General features: G+C 69.7%; 16 protein-coding genes. 5 read left to right on the forward strand and 11 right to left on the reverse strand.

Going from position 1 to position 15,041, the window contains the following annotated elements; translation table 11 throughout:
* Positions 1-975 carry a C-terminal binding protein gene (locus GZ64_RS0106750; protein ID WP_029265585.1) on the reverse strand — a complete coding sequence of 325 codons (975 nt, stop codon included), beginning with the start codon at positions 973-975 and terminating at the stop codon, positions 1-3.
* Positions 976-1,203: 228 nt separating this feature from the next.
* On the opposite strand from GZ64_RS0106750, the gene GZ64_RS0106755 reads away from it, so the two are divergent.
* Together GZ64_RS0106755 and GZ64_RS0106760 are read left to right on the forward strand one after the other, a co-directional pair.
* Positions 1,204-1,950: an SDR family NAD(P)-dependent oxidoreductase gene (locus GZ64_RS0106755; protein WP_029265586.1), complete on the forward strand. Its 747-nt coding sequence runs from the start codon at positions 1,204-1,206 to the stop codon at positions 1,948-1,950.
* On the forward strand, positions 1,943-2,293 hold the full coding sequence (locus tag GZ64_RS0106760) for a nuclear transport factor 2 family protein (protein ID WP_029265587.1): 351 nt from the start codon (positions 1,943-1,945) through the stop codon (positions 2,291-2,293). The genes GZ64_RS0106755 and GZ64_RS0106760 overlap by 8 nt, the downstream gene beginning before the upstream one ends.
* Positions 2,294-2,404: 111 nt before the next feature.
* Here GZ64_RS0106760 and GZ64_RS0106765 read toward each other — a convergent pair whose 3' ends face one another.
* The 4 genes from GZ64_RS0106765 to dinB all read right to left on the reverse strand — a co-directional run bounded on the left by GZ64_RS0106765 (position 2,405) and on the right by dinB (position 4,583).
* A complete protein-coding gene (locus GZ64_RS0106765) occupies positions 2,405-2,710 on the reverse strand; it encodes a hypothetical protein (protein ID WP_029265588.1) in 306 nt (101 codons plus the stop codon).
* Positions 2,711-2,722: 12 nt separating this feature from the next.
* On the reverse strand, positions 2,723-2,980 hold the full coding sequence (locus tag GZ64_RS0106770) for a hypothetical protein (RefSeq protein WP_029258228.1): 258 nt from the start codon (positions 2,978-2,980) through the stop codon (positions 2,723-2,725).
* A gap of 6 nt (positions 2,981-2,986) precedes the next feature.
* Complete coding sequence (locus GZ64_RS0106775; RefSeq protein WP_029258229.1) at positions 2,987-3,229, reverse strand: hypothetical protein; 243 nt, start codon at positions 3,227-3,229, stop codon at positions 2,987-2,989.
* Positions 3,230-3,386: 157 nt separating this feature from the next.
* Complete coding sequence (gene dinB / locus GZ64_RS0106780; RefSeq protein ID WP_029265589.1) at positions 3,387-4,583, reverse strand: DNA polymerase IV; 1,197 nt, start codon at positions 4,581-4,583, stop codon at positions 3,387-3,389.
* Between the two features lie 117 nt (positions 4,584-4,700).
* Between dinB and GZ64_RS0106785 the strand changes: the two genes are divergently transcribed.
* On the forward strand, positions 4,701-5,531 hold the full coding sequence (locus GZ64_RS0106785; protein WP_029265590.1) for a zinc-ribbon domain-containing protein: 831 nt from the start codon (positions 4,701-4,703) through the stop codon (positions 5,529-5,531).
* A gap of 157 nt (positions 5,532-5,688) precedes the next feature.
* Here GZ64_RS0106785 and GZ64_RS0106790 read toward each other — a convergent pair whose 3' ends face one another.
* Genes GZ64_RS0106790 through GZ64_RS0106815 form a run of 6 tightly spaced genes read right to left on the reverse strand, consistent with a single transcriptional unit; the run spans position 5,689 to position 13,364 of the window.
* On the reverse strand, positions 5,689-6,453 hold the full coding sequence (locus GZ64_RS0106790; RefSeq protein WP_231479838.1) for an SDR family NAD(P)-dependent oxidoreductase: 765 nt from the start codon (positions 6,451-6,453) through the stop codon (positions 5,689-5,691).
* A 43-nt stretch (positions 6,454-6,496) separates the two neighbouring features.
* Positions 6,497-7,573, reverse strand: coding sequence for an enolase C-terminal domain-like protein (locus tag GZ64_RS0106795; protein ID WP_029265592.1), 1,077 nt, complete (start codon positions 7,571-7,573; stop codon positions 6,497-6,499).
* Positions 7,570-8,340, reverse strand: coding sequence for an SDR family NAD(P)-dependent oxidoreductase (locus tag GZ64_RS0106800; protein ID WP_029265593.1), 771 nt, complete (start codon positions 8,338-8,340; stop codon positions 7,570-7,572). The genes GZ64_RS0106795 and GZ64_RS0106800 overlap by 4 nt, the downstream gene beginning before the upstream one ends.
* Before the next feature lie 50 nt (positions 8,341-8,390).
* Entirely contained in the window at positions 8,391-9,782 is a 1,392-nt protein-coding gene (locus GZ64_RS0106805) for a hypothetical protein (protein WP_029265594.1), read from the reverse strand.
* A gap of 34 nt (positions 9,783-9,816) precedes the next feature.
* Positions 9,817-12,000, reverse strand: coding sequence for a hypothetical protein (locus tag GZ64_RS0106810; protein WP_036331157.1), 2,184 nt, complete (start codon positions 11,998-12,000; stop codon positions 9,817-9,819).
* On the reverse strand, positions 12,000-13,364 hold the full coding sequence (locus tag GZ64_RS0106815; RefSeq protein WP_021200230.1) for an MFS transporter: 1,365 nt from the start codon (positions 13,362-13,364) through the stop codon (positions 12,000-12,002). The genes GZ64_RS0106810 and GZ64_RS0106815 overlap by 1 nt, the downstream gene beginning before the upstream one ends.
* A 149-nt stretch (positions 13,365-13,513) precedes the next feature.
* Here GZ64_RS0106815 and GZ64_RS0106820 point away from each other — a divergent pair, with 149 nt between their 5' ends.
* Together GZ64_RS0106820 and GZ64_RS0106825 are read left to right on the forward strand one after the other, a co-directional pair.
* Positions 13,514-14,176, forward strand: coding sequence for a GntR family transcriptional regulator (locus GZ64_RS0106820; protein WP_021200229.1), 663 nt, complete (start codon positions 13,514-13,516; stop codon positions 14,174-14,176).
* Positions 14,173-15,015 (forward strand): SDR family NAD(P)-dependent oxidoreductase, encoded by an 843-nt coding sequence (locus GZ64_RS0106825; RefSeq protein ID WP_029265596.1) that lies wholly within the window; start codon positions 14,173-14,175, stop codon positions 15,013-15,015. Before GZ64_RS0106820 ends, GZ64_RS0106825 begins: the two co-directional genes overlap by 4 nt.
* The last annotated feature ends 26 nt before the right edge of the window (positions 15,016-15,041 follow it).

Genomic DNA, 15,041 nt, shown 5'->3' on the forward strand with positions numbered 1-15,041 from the left:
TCAGCGCGCGTCGGCGGAGGTCGGGTTGACGATCGGCACGGATTCCCCGGCCAGGTACCGGATGATGTTCTCGGCCGCGTGCACGGGAAGGTCCGCCAGCGCCTCGGGCGAGTACCAGGCGGCGTGCGGGGTGAGCAGCACGCTGTCGAGCTCACGCAGCGGGGAGTCGGCGGCGAGCGGCTCCCCCGCGAACACGTCGAGGGCGGCGGCTCCCAGGTGTCCGGAGCGGAGTGAGGCGGCGAGCGCCTCCTCGTCGATGAGCGGACCCCGGCAGGTGTTCACCACGACCGCTCCCGGCTTCATGGTCGCGAGGGCAGCGGCATCGATCAGGTGGCGGGTGTCGTCGCTCAGCGGCACGTGGAGGGTGAGGATGTCGGCCCGCGCCACGGCATCCGGGATCTCGACGAGTTCACAGTCGGCCTCGCGCACCGCGTCGCCGGAGGCGTACGGGTCGGCGACGAGCACGCGGAACCCCAGCGCGCGGCAACCGCGGGCCACCATCGAGCCGATGCGGCCGAAGCCGAGCACCGAGACCGTGGTGGCCGAGGGGCGCACGGCGAGCGGGCGGGCGTCGATGGCCTTCCACGTGCCGGCGCGCACGGCGCGGTCGTAGGCGGGGAGGCCGCGGCCCTGGGTCATGATCATCGCGATGGTGTGCGCGGCGACCTCTTCGATGCAGTAGCTCGGGGTGTTCGCGACGGCGACGCCGCGGGCGGTGGCCGCCTCGACGTCGACCATGTCGTAGCCGATGCCGACGCGGCTGATGATGCGGAGGTTCGGCATGCGGTCCATCACCTCGCCGCTGATCTGCGCCCACTGCACGACCAGTCCTTCGGCGTCGGTGCCGTGAGCGGCGATGTCGTCGAGGCTGCCGGAAGCTGCGCGCTCGGCACGCAGCCCCGCCTGTCGGAGGGTGTCTTCGATGACGGTTCCCGGCAGGTCGCAGTCGCTGACGAGGATGAATGGCGCGGTCATGGATGCGATGCTATAGCATCTAGCAAGCGGCTGCACCCCTTCGGGCACGGGGCGCGGGGCTCGGGGCGCGAGGGCGTGGCGGCGTGTGCGAAAACCCAGACGAACTGCTCCGGCTCGGGCGCGCCTCGCTACAACACGCCGCAGGCGACGCGAGTGGTCTCCGTTTTCGCCTCGGCGCTCTGGTCACGCCTGCTCGACAGTCGCGAGATTTGCTATAGCATCGACCCCATGACTCGTCGCGCACTGATCACGGGGGCCAGTTCCGGTATCGGGACAGCCGCCGCCCACGAACTCGCCCGCGAGGGTGCCGCCCTCTGGATCACGTATGCCGGACGCGAGGCGGAGGCCCTCCGCGTCGCCGACGAATGCCGTGCGGCTGGGGCGCCCGAGGTGCACGTGTCGCGCCTCGACCTGCGCGAGCGCGAGTCGATCGACGCGCTGGTCGGTGAGATCACGGACGCGTGGGGATCGCTCCACGTGCTCGTCAACAATGGCGGCGTCTGCCCGTACACCCCGTACGACGACATCGAGTTCGATGAGTGGGACATGGTCCTCGAGACCAACGCTCGCGGTACCTTCTTCCTGACTCGCGGCGCTCTCCCGCTGCTCCGAGCAGCCGACGGCGACCGCTCCGTGATCAACATCGCCTCGATCGCCGGCCAGGTCGGCGCATTGCAGACCGGCATCCACTACGCCGCGAGCAAAGGCGCGATCCTCGCGATCACCCGCAGCTTCGCGCGGCACCTCGCGTCCGAGGGCATCCGCGTCAACGCCGTCACCCCCGGACCGGTCGCGAGCGCGATCACCGACCAGCTGCAGGGCGCGGGGCGCGAGAAGCTCGAAGCCGGCATCCCGCTCGGCGCATTCGGACAGCCGGAAGACGTCGCCTGGATCATCGCATCACTCGCGTCGGAGCGCGCCCGGTTCATCACCGGCGCCACCTACGACGTCAACGGAGGAGTACGCATTGACTGACCGCACCGCACTCGACCGCTCTGCACTCGACACCGTCCAGGCACAGCTCGACGCGTTCAACGCGCACGACCTGGACGCGTTCGTCGCGACCTATGCCGAGGATGCCGTGATCACCGGCGTCGCCACCGAGCCGGTGGTCGGATCGGCCGCGATCCGCGCGTTCTACGAGCCTCGACTGCAGAACCCCGAGCTGTCGTGCGTCATCGAGACCAGCGTGCTGTTCGGCACCCGGTGGGTCGTCGCGCAGGAGCAGGTCATCAACGCGGGCGTCGCGACCGAGACCATCGCGACGTTCGACGTGGTCGAGGGGCTGATCGCCCGGGCGTCGATGCTCAAGGCCTGAGGCGCGGCAGCTTCCCGGGAGGAGATCTCCCTGTGGGGAGGAGCTTTCCTGCTGAAGAGTCCTCCCGACAGGGGGTTCTCCTCCCCACGCGGTGGGGCTCACTCGATTCGCCTACCCGGCCAGCGAGACCACGTCCATGCCGATGAGCCGAATCTTGTGCGGTTCGACCGCACTCATCTTCGGCACGTCTCGGAAGTGCGGTCGCTCGTCAGCTGCGAAGAAGGGGCGGAAGGGGCCGTTCAGCAGCAGCACGAGCAGGTGAGCGTGATACCAGCAGAGCGCCTGCCGAACTGATGCCTTCTGCGCCCAGGAATGCACGAGGAGCCACGCGACGAAGGCGAAGGGGAACATCACCCAGAGCGCGCACCCTCGCACGAGGATGAGCAGCAACAGCCCGATGCCCTTGAGGAAGCGCATTCGAATCCTCCGTCAGCGAGTGCTGACGGCGCCGATCACGATCAGCGCAGTCCCGAAGACCGCGAACCCGCACGCGACGACCACCACTACCGCGCTCATCTTCGGGAGCCGACGCGCGATCTCCTCTTCGGAAAGCTGGTCTTCGCGGTAGACCTTGTCGAATCGCCCACGGACGAAGCGCAGCACCCGCGCGCGCGAGACGAGCAACACGGCACCGACGAGCACGACGGCAACACCGACGGCAAGGTTCGCAAGGGAAAAGGCACTCATCGTCGGCTACTCCCGCGCGAAGATTCCGACGAGAACGGCGACCACGCCGATGAGGGTGAGGCCCACGCCGCAGAAACCTATCCACCAGGGGCTCGACCGTTTCCCCACCTCGCGCCCCGCCGCGCCCCCGAACGCGCGATTCGTATCCGCGATGACCCGGAAGACCTTGGCTCGATGACGGACGAGCAACGGCCCGCATCCGACTGCGACCAGTCCGATTGCGATCGCGATGTAGTTCTCGAAGGTCATTTCTTCCTTGCGGGGAGGGGGTGCCGGATAGCGATCACACTACAGCCGGCGTCGAGAGCGAACCGTTGGCCTCTCGGGAGGAGAACTCGCCGTCAGGAGGAGACTCCCTGCTGAAGAGTCCTCCCGACAGGGAGTTCTCCTCCCCACCCGATGCGGCTCACTCGTGCTCGGGCAGGATCGGCGACGACCAGCCGGGATCGCGGCCGAGCTGCGCCGCCCGCGACACCGAAGTCGAACCGTAGCGGTCGCGCAGGGTGTCGAGCACGGTGTCGAGGCGGGCTTCATCGCCCCAGTCGATCGGCAGTTCGGGCTGCACGCGATCGGCGCGGTCGAGCTGCGACAGCGAGATGCCGATCAAGGTGATGCCGCGGTCGGTGATCTCGCTCTGCGCCGCGGCGAGCAGCGTGCGTGCGAGGGTGAGCAGCACGGCGGTGCGGTCGGTAGGAGCGCGGAGTGAGCGGGAGCGGGTGGCCTTCGAGAAGTCGCCGAAGCGCAGACGCAGCACGACGGTGCGGCAGACACGGTCGCCATCGCGGAGTCGGCGACCGAGCCGGTCGACGATCTGGGTGAGGATGAGGTCGAGTTCCTCGGGCGAGCGAGGGCGGTTGCCGAGAGCGCGCTGCGAGCCGATGGATCCGCGGCGCCGGGTGGTGTCGACCGGCCGCGGATCCCGCAGACGAGCGAGCGCGTGCACGTGCGCCCCCGTGGCCTTGCCCAGCATCCGCTCGGCGGTCGCGGCCTCGAGCTCGGCGAGCTCACCGACGGTGCGGATGCCGTAGCGGTGCAGCTTCTCGGCGGTCACCGCCCCCACACCCCACAGGCGCTCCACCGGGAGGGGAAGCAGGAACTCCTCCTCGCGTTCGGGCTCGACGACCAGCAGACCGTCGGGCTTGCTCACGGCGCTGGCGACCTTGGCGAGGAACTTCGTGCGTGCGACCCCGACCGAGATGGCGAGCCCCGCTTCCGCCCGCACGCGTTCACGCAGCCGTGCCGCGATCTGCTCGGGGCTGCCGGCGATCCGCCTCAGACCCCCGACTTCGAGGAACGCCTCGTCGATCGACAGCCCCTCCACGAGCGGGGTGGTATCGCGGAAGATCGCGAACACGTCCTTGCTGGCGGCGGAGTACGCCTCCATGCGCGGCGGAACGACCACGGCATCGGGGCAGAGCTCCCGCGCCTGTCGGCCACCCATCGCGGTGCGGACGCCGCGGGCCTTCGCCTCGTAGCTCGCGGCCAACACGACCCCGCCGCCCACGATGACGGGTCGCCCGCGCAACTCCGGTGCATCACGCTGCTCGACCGACGCGTAGAACGCATCGAGGTCGGCGTGCAGCACCGTCGCTTCCCCACGCATCCCGTTCTCCTGTCGACGTGCGGATCGTCGCACGGACCGGGGACACCGGGATGGGTGGTGACTTCGCCCTCTCGCCCGGGATGTTGCGGTGTCGGTGCTCGCGGATATCGTCGGCGCGTGCCGGAACCGGTGATGCAGTGGTGGGCGCGACGGCAGTTCTCCCGCGGTCGCGCTGTCCCGTATGAGGTGGGCACCTACCGTGCCGGGTGGGCGGCATATCCGGAGCTGATCCGGCAGTACCACCCCGAGCTGAACCACGGCATCGCGCTGTCGCAGATCCCGCTCGCGGCCGACGTGCTCCTGTGCTGGGAGTGCGCGGTCGGGCACCGGTTCGCGGCGACCCCGACCGAGCAGCGCGAGCGTCCTGGACAGGTGCGGCGCCGCTCCGCATGGTGCCCCGAGTGCTCTGCGCTCGCCCGCCCGCAGCCGGTCGTGCTCGGCGAGGCTCGCGCGCTTCCCCGTAGAGCCCCTCGCCCGGCGCCCGTGCTCTGCACGAAGACGCCCGACCTTCCCGCAGGCTCCGCGTTCGTCAGCGAGTGCGCCCCGAAGCCCGCATCCGCGACCGAGGGGCGCCTGCGAACGGAGCTCGGGGCGGTAATCGCCTTCGACCCGTCCGTGAACGCCGTGAAAGTGTCGCGCCCGTTCTTCCGCCACACCGAGGTCTGGCCCGACATCGTGTTTCCGGAGCTGCGGGTCGCACTCGAATACGACACCGTCGGTCGCCACGGACTCGAGCACGTCGGCAAGCGGCAAGATGCCGATCTGCGCAAAGACCGCGCCCTCCGTGCCGCGGGCTGGGAGGTCATCCGCATCCGCACCGGGAAGCTCGAACCCCTCGGTCCGCACGACCTGGCGCTGTCGTCGGTGAGCGCGAAGAGCATCGCCCGGATCATCGACGAGCTGCGGGCCATCCGCGGGGCGCTGTTCGTGGACGCGTACCTGCGGTGACGAGCGCCACGGTCGCGTCGGGGGCGCACCCCGACGGGAGGAAGACTCGGTGTCGGGAGGAGAATCCTGCGCAGATCTTCCGCCCGGGACAGAGTTCTCCGCCCGTGCCGAGCGCCGGAGATGCCTGCTCGCGTGCCCCTGCACCTATCGAGGTGCCTCAGGCGTCGAAGCGCTCCCGCAACCCCGGGTCGAGCGCGATATCCCCGAAGGATGCCGTCCACGCCCCGTCGACCGCGATGGACTGACCCGACAGGTACGGAGCCTCATCCGACAGCAGGAACGCCGTGACGGACGCCACCTCTTCGGCGCGGGCGATGCGCCCCATCGGCGGCCCCTCCGCGAGCGCACGCTCTTCGGCCTCGGGGTCGGCCGCGCGCGCGATCTGGGCTTCGAGGTGCGGGGTGCGCACGCCACCAGGAGCGACGGTGTTGGCGCGGATACCGAGGGCCCCGTACGACACGGCCACGCTGCGGGTGAGGGCGTCGATGCCGCCCTTGGTGAACTCGTAGGCCGCGTGGTCTGTGAAGGACGCGCGGCCGTGGATCGAGCCGATGTTCACGATCGCGCCCGGTACACCCTGGTCGACGAAGGCCGAGACCGCGGTCGAGCAGCCCCAGATGTAGCCGAAGCCATTGATGTCGAGCACCTCGCGCACGGTGTCTTCATCGAGCTCGTGCAGCGGTGTGCGCTTGGTGATGCCGGCGTTGTTCACCCAGCCGGCGAGGGGCGCTCGGGCGCGGGCGGCAGCGGCGGCACGCTCATGCGCCACGCGATCGGCGGCGTCGCCGAGCACGACCTCGGCCACGATGCCGTCTTCGACCGTGCCGGATCCCGGAGAGCGCTCGAGCCCGACCACGATCCACCCGTCGGCGGTGAGACGTTCGGCGATGGCGCGGCCGATGCCCTTTCCGCTACCGGTCACCACGACGCTTCGAGCAACGGAGCTGCGGGGGGCGTCTGTCATCTCAGTCCCTCTCGAATCGGAAGACGGTGGGGTCGAGCACGAAGCCGAGGCCCGCCGCGCCCGTCGGCCGCGCCCTGCCGTCGAACGACGGACCGACGAGGATGAACGATGGTGCGGGATCGTACGGGTTGACTCCCCGGGCGAACGTCTCCACACCGATGCCCAGGTGCGCGGTGATCTCAGGATAGACATGCCCCGACACGGGCACACCGCGCGAGGCTGCCCAATCGATCATCTCGCGGGCAGGGGTCACGCCGCCGATCGCGACGACGTCGAGTCGCAGCACGTCGACACCGCCGACATCGACCAGCGCCTTCAGCACAGCGGGGTCGGTGACCTCGTCGCCCACGGAGACCGGGAGTCCCGACTCCCGGCGGATGCGCGCGACCCCCTCGGCGTCTTCGGGGAGCAGGGGGTCTTCCAGCCACGCGAGATGCGGGTCGCCCCACCGCGCGATCTCGGCCAGCGCGGTGTCGGCATCCGGCCAGCCGAAGCCCACGTCCACGACCAGACCGGTCGCATCGGGAAGCTCGGCGTTCAGCAGGGCGAGCAGTTCACGCATATATGCCGGATCCGGAATGCGGGAGATCTTCACGTTCGTCCAGCCCTCCGCCTGCGCGAGAACCTCATCGGCCACCTCGCGGGGAGTCCGCTCGGCAGACGGGTACGCGGCGACGAGCATCGACTCCCGCGGGGCGTCACCCGTGCCGAGCAGCGTCCACAGCGGCACACCCGCACGCCGCGCCGCGATGTCCCACAGCGCGATGTCGACCAGGCCGATCGCGCGCCGCACCAACCCCACCCGTCCGACGATCGCGCTGCCGCGCAGCATCCGCTCCCAGGTCGCCGCGGGGTCGTCGACATCCGCACCCACCGCGTGCGCCGCGACGAGGCGATCGACGATCTCGGCCATCGGCGCCTCCCGCGAGAGGCAATAGGCCACCCCGGTCGTGCCGTCGTCAGCCGTCGCCTGCACGGCGCTGTACTCGCGGCGGGTCACCGTCATCGCCCCCAGGTGCAACGGTGCCGGGAGCGGCAGCACGGCCGTGGCCGTGTCAATGCGGGCGATCGCGCTCATTCGGGCTTCTTCGCCAGCGGCACACCGTAGTCGACCATGAAGCCGCCGTCGACGTAGAGCGTCTGTCCGTTCATGTAGCGCGACTGGTCGGAGACGAGGAAGCTGACCGCGGCGGCGATCTCGCTCGCCTCGGCCAGGCGCTTCGCGGGGATGCGCGACAGGATCGTGTCGAGGCTGAGGGTGCCCGCCTCGACGCCCTGACGGAAGACGCCGGTGTCGACGTAGCCGGGCGCGACCGCGTTGACCCGCACGCCGCGCGACGCCCACTCGGCACCCGCGGTCGAGGTCAGTCCGATCACCGCGGCCTTGGTCGTGGCATAGGGCGCACGACCGGCCGAGCCGCGCGACGAGATGGAGGAGATGTTGACGATGCGCCCATCGCCGCGCTCCAGCATCCGCTTCCCTGCCGCCTGCAGCGCCGAGAACACCCCGTGCAGGTTGACGTCGACCACGGCCGACCACTCGTCCCAACTGAGGTCTTCGATGCCGCGATGGCGCTGGATGCCGGCGTTGTTGACGAGCACCTCGATCGGCCCGAGCTCGGCTTCGATCTCTCCGAACACACGGTCGACGCCGGCATGATCGGTGACATCGAGCTCGCGCCACAGGATGCCGGCGGGGTTGTCGTCGGCGGTGAGGCCCGGCACCCGGTCGGCGGCGACGACGAGGTAGCCGTCTGCGCCGAGGCGCTGGCCGATCTCCCATCCGATCCCGGCGGATCCTCCGGTGACGACGGCGACGGAGCCGGCAGGGGTGGGGGCGGTCATTGCTCTCCTCAGGTTCGAGTTTTGCTATAGCAAGTGTATCGGGGGCGCCGTCAGTGGTCGAGCAGCTCCGCCACGACCGCCACCGCATGCGTCTCGAGCAGGTCGAGCGCGCCCGGCGCCAGGGGCGTCTGCCACGCCTGATACGCCCCGCGGTCGTAGGCATCGCGCGTCGGCAGGTACACGAACCCCGGGCCGTTCGTGAGGTTCATCACCACGATCGGCGTCGCGGGGAACCGCGCGCGCAGCGTGGTCTGCAGTCGCGAGTACGCCTCACCCGGATGCCCCACGATCACGGCATCGCCGAGCCTCCAGGCCCAGACAGGGTGCTGCACGGTCGGACCGTCGATGTATCCGTCACGCAGATTGCGCGCGCGACCGAGACGCTCCTCCCGCGAGCGCGGGTCGATGTCCTTCCACTCCTCGGCGAGCGCGTCGAGCGTCGGCAGGTCGCGCAGCGGAAGCTCGACGCTCGTGACCGAACCCGCCGCATCCTCCCCGCCGTCCGCCGTCCGGCCCGTCCAGATCGCGAGCGGTGCACCGGACTCGACGATGCCGTCGAGCGTCAGCTCTTCTCCGGGAACGGGAAGCGCGTCCAACGCCGCGAGCACCGCGTGCCCGAGCGAGCGTCCGTGTCGATCGGCGACCGCGACGTCGCCGGTGTACTGCTCGCGCGGAGCCAACTCTCCCGATGCCCCCTGCACGAACAGGCAGGGCGCCCCCGTGGCCGACTCGATGACCTCGCGCATCGCCCCGACGTAGTCCGGCGACACCTCACGGCTCTGCCAGGCGAGCGTGGTCGGGTGGCACGCGTAGTTCACGAGCGTGCCGTGCACCGCGCCGTCGACGCTGAGGCGTCCGATCGTCACGGTGTCGTCGGCCGCGCCCTGCGGGTTGTACCCCACGAGAGGGCGGCCGTCGACGTCGAGCTCACGGTCGGCGGCCAGGGAGCAGGTGCCGGTCGTCCACTCGATCAGCCCGGGGACCGCACCGTCGAGCGCCTCGCGCCCGGCGGCGACCCCTGCGGCAGCGAGCGCCTCGAGATACCCCGGGATCAGCTCTCCCCCCGGCAGATGCGCATCCGCGGCACAGAGCACGGCGCCCGCGTGGGTGTGCGAGAGCGAGAGCATCAGCTGATCGGGGTCGAGCCCGAGAGCGTCGAGGATCGTTCCGCGCACACCCTGCTCATCCGCGACGCGACGCCACCAGGTACCGTCCACCGCAAGCAGCACGCGCGGGCGGTCGTCGGCGGCGATCACGGCGAGCGCGGTCAGCTCGAACGGACGATGCGCCCCCTCGGACCGCTCCCAGTCGGCGGGGCCCCAGTTTTTGGCACGGATACCGACCGGCGGTGTGATGTCGCGTCGGGCGATACCGATGCGCGCCCGCGTGCGGGGGATGCGGATGCGGGCGCCGAGGCGTGTGGCCGGTGCCGTGTCGTTCAAACCTGGTCCTCCATGTTCTCCATGATGCCGCCGCTCAGGCGATCGTCAGCACGTCGGCGATCAGCACACGTGCTCCAGCCTCGGGAAGAGTCACCTCGACGCCGCGCTCGACGCCGTCGCTGTAGAGCAGCGTGGAGGGTGCGGCGAAGCCATCGGCCAGCCGCATCCGTCCTCCCACGAACTGACTCCCGGTGATGCGAGCGTGGTTGACCCCCACGCCGATGTCGAGGTGGGCAGCACCCTTGGGCACGGTCGATGTCACGCCACCCACCCGCCAGGTCACGACGCCCCCACCGGCGGCCCTGCTCAGCAGAGCGCCGTCGGTGCGCTCGGTCGACAGCTCGACCCCCTCGACAGCGATGGCCTGGTCCCGCACCGCGGTCACGGTGAGCTGCACATCGCGCACCGTGCCGCCCCGGATGGTCACCCTCGACGCACCGAGCTCTGCCGGGGCACCTGTTGCCGGACCGCTCAGCCGGCAGTCGACGAACTCGACGGCTCCGGCGCCTCGTGCCTTCATCCCGTCGATTCCGGTGATCGTGCATCGCACGAAGCTGACGGGCACCGAGACCGGCGTCTGGATCAGCACCTGATCCTTCGGGAGGGCGAAGGTGCAGTCCTCGATCACCGTCGGCCGCGATGATCGCGCCGATCGCTGGCCGATCGCCAGCAGCCCGGCGGTGCAGCCGCGCAGCTGAGCCCCGTCGGCATTGATCGTCATGGTCGCCTGCGGATCGAACGTCGATCGTCCGATCACCCGGACGTTCTCGAGCGTCAGGTCGCTGATCTTCGTGCCGGCGACGAACCACGAGCAGACGTGGTCGCGCACCGTGATGCGCTTCGCGGCGGTGCCCCATTGCGCCCCGGAGTTGGCGATGTCCATCAGCCCCGAGTTGCCGATGAAGGTGAGATCGTGCTCGTACTGCCCGTGCGTGGTGAAGGGGTTCCCGCCCTGATCGTCGCCGTCTCCGTGGCAGTTCTCGACGATGCAGTAGGCGCTGGCCGTCAGATCGTTCAGGTGCCGCGCGTTCGACGAGGTGCAGTCGCTCACGCGACCGTACAGGCTGTAGATCTGCTGCGTGAGATAGCCCGCACCGCCGTAGAAGACCGTGGGCGGGTTCTCGACCGAGCAGCGTTCGGTCGTGAAGTGGGTGTTCCATCTGCGCATGATGACGGGCCACCAGGTGCGGCTGGCGTGCACGTCGGCGACATCGCAGTGGATCGCGTACTCGAAGGCGATCGGGTGCGATCCGGTGAGCTCGCGAGAGTCCGGGAAGGAGCCGTCCGTCGGTCCGTCGAAGGGCCCGGCCCCGAGGAACCGCATGTTCGAGATGCGCACCCCCGCGACCGGATCCACCTGCCGCCAGACGAGCTTTCGCCCCTTGTCGAGCGGCCAGCCGTTGAGGTAGTCGATCCGGATGTGGGTGCCGTCGATCTGCTGCGTCACCTGGACGAATCGCTGAAGCTCGCGCTCATCGGCCCCACCGCCGGCGACCGGATCGCACTGCACCGCCCACCAGGTGTCGACGGCGAACGTGGACGCATCGGGCACGGCGACCGCATCCGTCAGCTCCGGCCAGGCTTCCGCCAAAGTGTGCTCGACGGTGACGTCTCGGGATGCCCCGGTGAAGAACATCACCGCACCGAACGGGTTGTCGTGGGTGTTCGCCTCGATACCCTCCGTCGTGATCACATGACCGCCGAAGTCGATCTCGAGGTGGGAACGGGTGAAGCGGTGTCGCCGCTGGAAGAGCAGATCGGTGCTCGCCTCGATCCGCCGGACGCGGAGGTCGTTCACCAGGGCGTCGAGCGCGTCATCGGCCGCCGTCTCGGGCCCGGTGATGCCGAAGACCCGGAAGTCGACCGTGCCGTCATGCTGCAGCAGCCACGTGGTGCCGCGCTTTCCGGCGATCACCGTGCCGCCGTTTGCCGCGACGTCGGCCCCGCCGCAGCCTACGTAGACGAGCAGCCCGGCGTCGCCGGGGGTCCGGTAGCCGGCGACGATGGCCACCTCGCCGTCGCGTGCCCGCAACCGGGACAGGTCGGAGACCGTCTCCGCGCGGAGGATGTCCTTCGCACCGGCCGCGACGGGAGCGGCCTGAGCGGCCGTCGCACCGGCGAGAGAGCCGGCAGCGCCGAGGGCGACCGCACCGAGTCCGGTCATGACGGCGCGGCGACCCGCCGATCGCACACTCGCATCCAGTTCGGCGCGGGACATCACCGCACCCCGGACGTGGCGTCCGCTTTCAACTGCACCTCGGCCGGAACCGTGAAGTCCGCCCGTCGACTCAGCACGAACGCGATGCTCGCGCCGAGCAGGGTGAGCCCGGCGATGAGGAGCAGACCCCAGATCGCCGATCCGGTGGTCTCGCTGATCCAGCCGATCGCATACGGACCGGCGAAACCGGCCAGGTTGCCGACCGAGTTGATGAAGGCCAGCCCGGCAGCAGCCGCCGTGCCCGTGAGCACCATGGGCGGCAGGCTCCAGAACAGCGGTGTCGTCGAGAACAGGGCCGACATGCCGACGCACAGGGCGGCGAGCGCGAGGATCGGCGTGCCCTGGGCCGCGACCGCCGCGATGAGCGAGAGCGCGGTGATCGTGAGCGTGATGCCGATCTGCAGGGGGATGTTGCCCTGCTTCCTGGCTGCGCGCTCCCAGGGGAGCATCACGAGCGCGGCGCACAGGTTCGGCAGGGCGACGAGCCATCCGGTGGTGGAGTTGGAGAAGTCGCCCATGCTCTTCACGATCGTCGGCAGCCACATGCCCAGCCCGTACGCGCCGAACACGACGCCGAAGAAGAGCACGATCAGGGTCCACAGACGCCCGTTGCTGAACACCTCGCGCAGGCGCAGCCGCCCGTGCTTCTGCTCGGTGGCCGCGGTCTCGGCGGCCAGGGTGTCGTTGATCCACCGCTGCTCGGTCGGGTCCAGCCAGCGGGCGTCCTGCGGGCGGTCGGGCAGCCAGAAGAAGACGACGAAGGCGAGGATCACCGCGGGGATGCCCTGCAGCAGGAAGACCAGCTGCCAGCCGTCGAGGCCCCACATCCCGTGCAGTTCGAGCATCCAGCCCGACAGCGGCGCCGCGACCGCGTTCGCGATCGGGTTCGACAAGACGAACACCGCGAGCACCTGCGTGCGGTACTGCCGCGGGAACCAGAGCGTGAGGTACAGGAGCACTCCGGGGAAGAAGCCGGCTTCGGCGATGCCCAGCACGAAGCGTGCGATGGCGAACTGGGTCGCATCCTGCACGAAGGCCGTCAGCGCGGCGACCAGGCCCCAGGAGACCATGATGCGCGCGATCCACTTGCGCGCACCGAAGCGCTCGAGAAGCAGGTTGCTGGGCACTTCGAACAGCAGGTACCCGATGAAGAAGATGCCGGCGGCGAATCCGAAGGCCGCTTCGGTGATCTGCAGCGCCGCCGTCATCTCCAGCTTGGCGAAGCCCGCGTTGTTGCGGTCCATGTAGGCGACGAGATACAGCAGCCCGAGGAACGGGCCGAGGCGCCAGATCGCCTTCTTCATGGCGGAGGCCCCGACCTCCTCTGACGTGCGCGTATCGGGGGCGATTCCGTTCCCGGACATGACAACTCCTTCGTCATCGATGGACTGGCTTGCTATAGCATCTAGCAAAACCCTCGCCGTGTCCACTCATCCGGAAAATGCCATAGCATCGAGCGAACGAATGCGCGCCCGCTCGACGAGACGGAACCGCGGATCGAGAAGGGCACCGAATGCGCAGCGTCTCGGATCAGAACATCGCCGAACAGGTCGCAGACGAGCTGCGCGCGGCCATCCATTCCGGAGAACTCGCCCCCGGTGAGCGCCTCGTCGAACGCAAGCTCGCCGACCGGCTGGGCGTCAGCCACATCCCGGTACGCGAGGCACTGACCCGTCTCGCCGAGGAGCGCCTCATCACCCGGGAGCCCCGCCGCGGCGCCCGCGTCGCCCAGCTGAGCGCACAAGACCTCCAGGAGATCTCGAGCCTGCGGATCGTGCTCGAGCAGTTCATGGCGATCCGCGTGCAGGAGCGGTGGAACGAGGAATCCGCCGCCCGACTCGGTGCCATCATCCAGGCGATGGCGGATGCGGCGCCCGGCGACATCGACGAGGTGCTGCGCCAGGACCGCTTGTTCCACGAGACGCTCGCCGACCTCGCCGAGCACCGCTTCCTCGACGAGTTGAGCGGCCAGCTGCGCGGACGCATCACCGGTTTCCTGCATGCCGCCAACGCCGCTCTCGACCCTGCCGAGCAGGAAGAGCATGTGCGCAGCCACCAGCAGATCGTCGATGCCATCGCGAGCGGTGACCCGGAGCAGGCGCAGGCCGTGATCGCCGCGCACGTGACCAGGGCGGTCGAGCGCATCACCCCGTCGACCGACGCGGACACCCCGTGACCGCGCGCACGATCGTCCTCACCGGAGCCTCCGACGGGATCGGCGCGGCAGCCGCCCGCCAGCTCGCGTCGTCCCCGCATCGGCTCATCCTGGTGGGACGCTCGGAGGAGAAGACCCGTGCGGTCGCCGCGGAGACGGGCGCTGCGTGGTTCACCGCCGACTTCGCACGCCTCGACGACGTGCGGGCGCTCGCCACGAAGATCGTGGAGGGCGTCGGCGACGGCGGCATCCACGTGCTGGCGAACAACGCCGGTGGCATCTTCGGCGATCAGACCCCCACGGTCGACGGCTTCGAGAAGACCATGCAGGTCAACCACCTGGCGCCGTTCCTGCTCACGAACCTGCTGCGGCCTCAGCTGTTGAAGGCCGAGGGCGCAGTCATCAACACCTCCAGCATCGCGCACCGCCTGTTCGGCCACCTCGATGTGGACGACCTCGACAATCACCGCCGCTTCAGCGCGAACAAGGCCTACGGCGATGCGAAGCTCGCGAACGTGCTGTTCGCCAAGAGCCTGCACACGAAGTTCCACGCCGACGGGCTGAGTGCGGTCGCGTTCCACCCCGGCACCGTGCAGACGAACTTCGCTTCGGACTCGTCGAGCATCATGCGCCTGCTCTACCGCACACCGCTCAAGCACCTCATGCTCATCGGTGCCGACAAGGGGGGCGCGACCCTGCGCTGGTTCATCGAGGGCACCCCCGATGAGACATGGTTCTCCGGCGCCTACTACGACGAGCGTCAGCTGACCGCGAAGGTCAATCCGCAGGTGGACGACGCGGCCCTGGCCGAGGCGCTCTGGCAGCGCAGCGCCGAGCTCGTCGGCATCTCCTCCACCTAGTCCCGCCTGCTCCCGCCGCCTCGCTC

Source organism: Microbacterium sp. Cr-K32 (assembly GCF_000708345.1).
Taxonomy (GTDB): domain Bacteria; phylum Actinomycetota; class Actinomycetes; order Actinomycetales; family Microbacteriaceae; genus Microbacterium; species Microbacterium maritypicum_A.

Coding starts and splice junctions, on each gene's coding strand:
- GZ64_RS0106795 (WP_029265592.1), bottom strand. CDS start 7,573: ATGAGCGCGATCGCCCGCATTGACACGGCCACGGCCGTGCTGCCGCTC.
- GZ64_RS0106815 (WP_021200230.1), bottom strand. CDS start 13,364: ATGTCCGGGAACGGAATCGCCCCCGATACGCGCACGTCAGAGGAGGTC.
- GZ64_RS0106765 (WP_029265588.1), bottom strand. CDS start 2,710: ATGCGCTTCCTCAAGGGCATCGGGCTGTTGCTGCTCATCCTCGTGCGA.
- dinB (WP_029265589.1), bottom strand. CDS start 4,583: ATGCGTGGGGAAGCGACGGTGCTGCACGCCGACCTCGATGCGTTCTAC.
- GZ64_RS0106755 (WP_029265586.1), top strand. CDS start 1,204: ATGACTCGTCGCGCACTGATCACGGGGGCCAGTTCCGGTATCGGGACA.
- GZ64_RS0106810 (WP_036331157.1), bottom strand. CDS start 12,000: ATGTCCCGCGCCGAACTGGATGCGAGTGTGCGATCGGCGGGTCGCCGC.
- GZ64_RS0106770 (WP_029258228.1), bottom strand. CDS start 2,980: ATGAGTGCCTTTTCCCTTGCGAACCTTGCCGTCGGTGTTGCCGTCGTG.
- GZ64_RS0106775 (WP_029258229.1), bottom strand. CDS start 3,229: ATGACCTTCGAGAACTACATCGCGATCGCAATCGGACTGGTCGCAGTC.
- GZ64_RS0106820 (WP_021200229.1), top strand. CDS start 13,514: ATGCGCAGCGTCTCGGATCAGAACATCGCCGAACAGGTCGCAGACGAG.
- GZ64_RS0106750 (WP_029265585.1), bottom strand. CDS start 975: ATGACCGCGCCATTCATCCTCGTCAGCGACTGCGACCTGCCGGGAACC.
- GZ64_RS0106800 (WP_029265593.1), bottom strand. CDS start 8,340: ATGACCGCCCCCACCCCTGCCGGCTCCGTCGCCGTCGTCACCGGAGGA.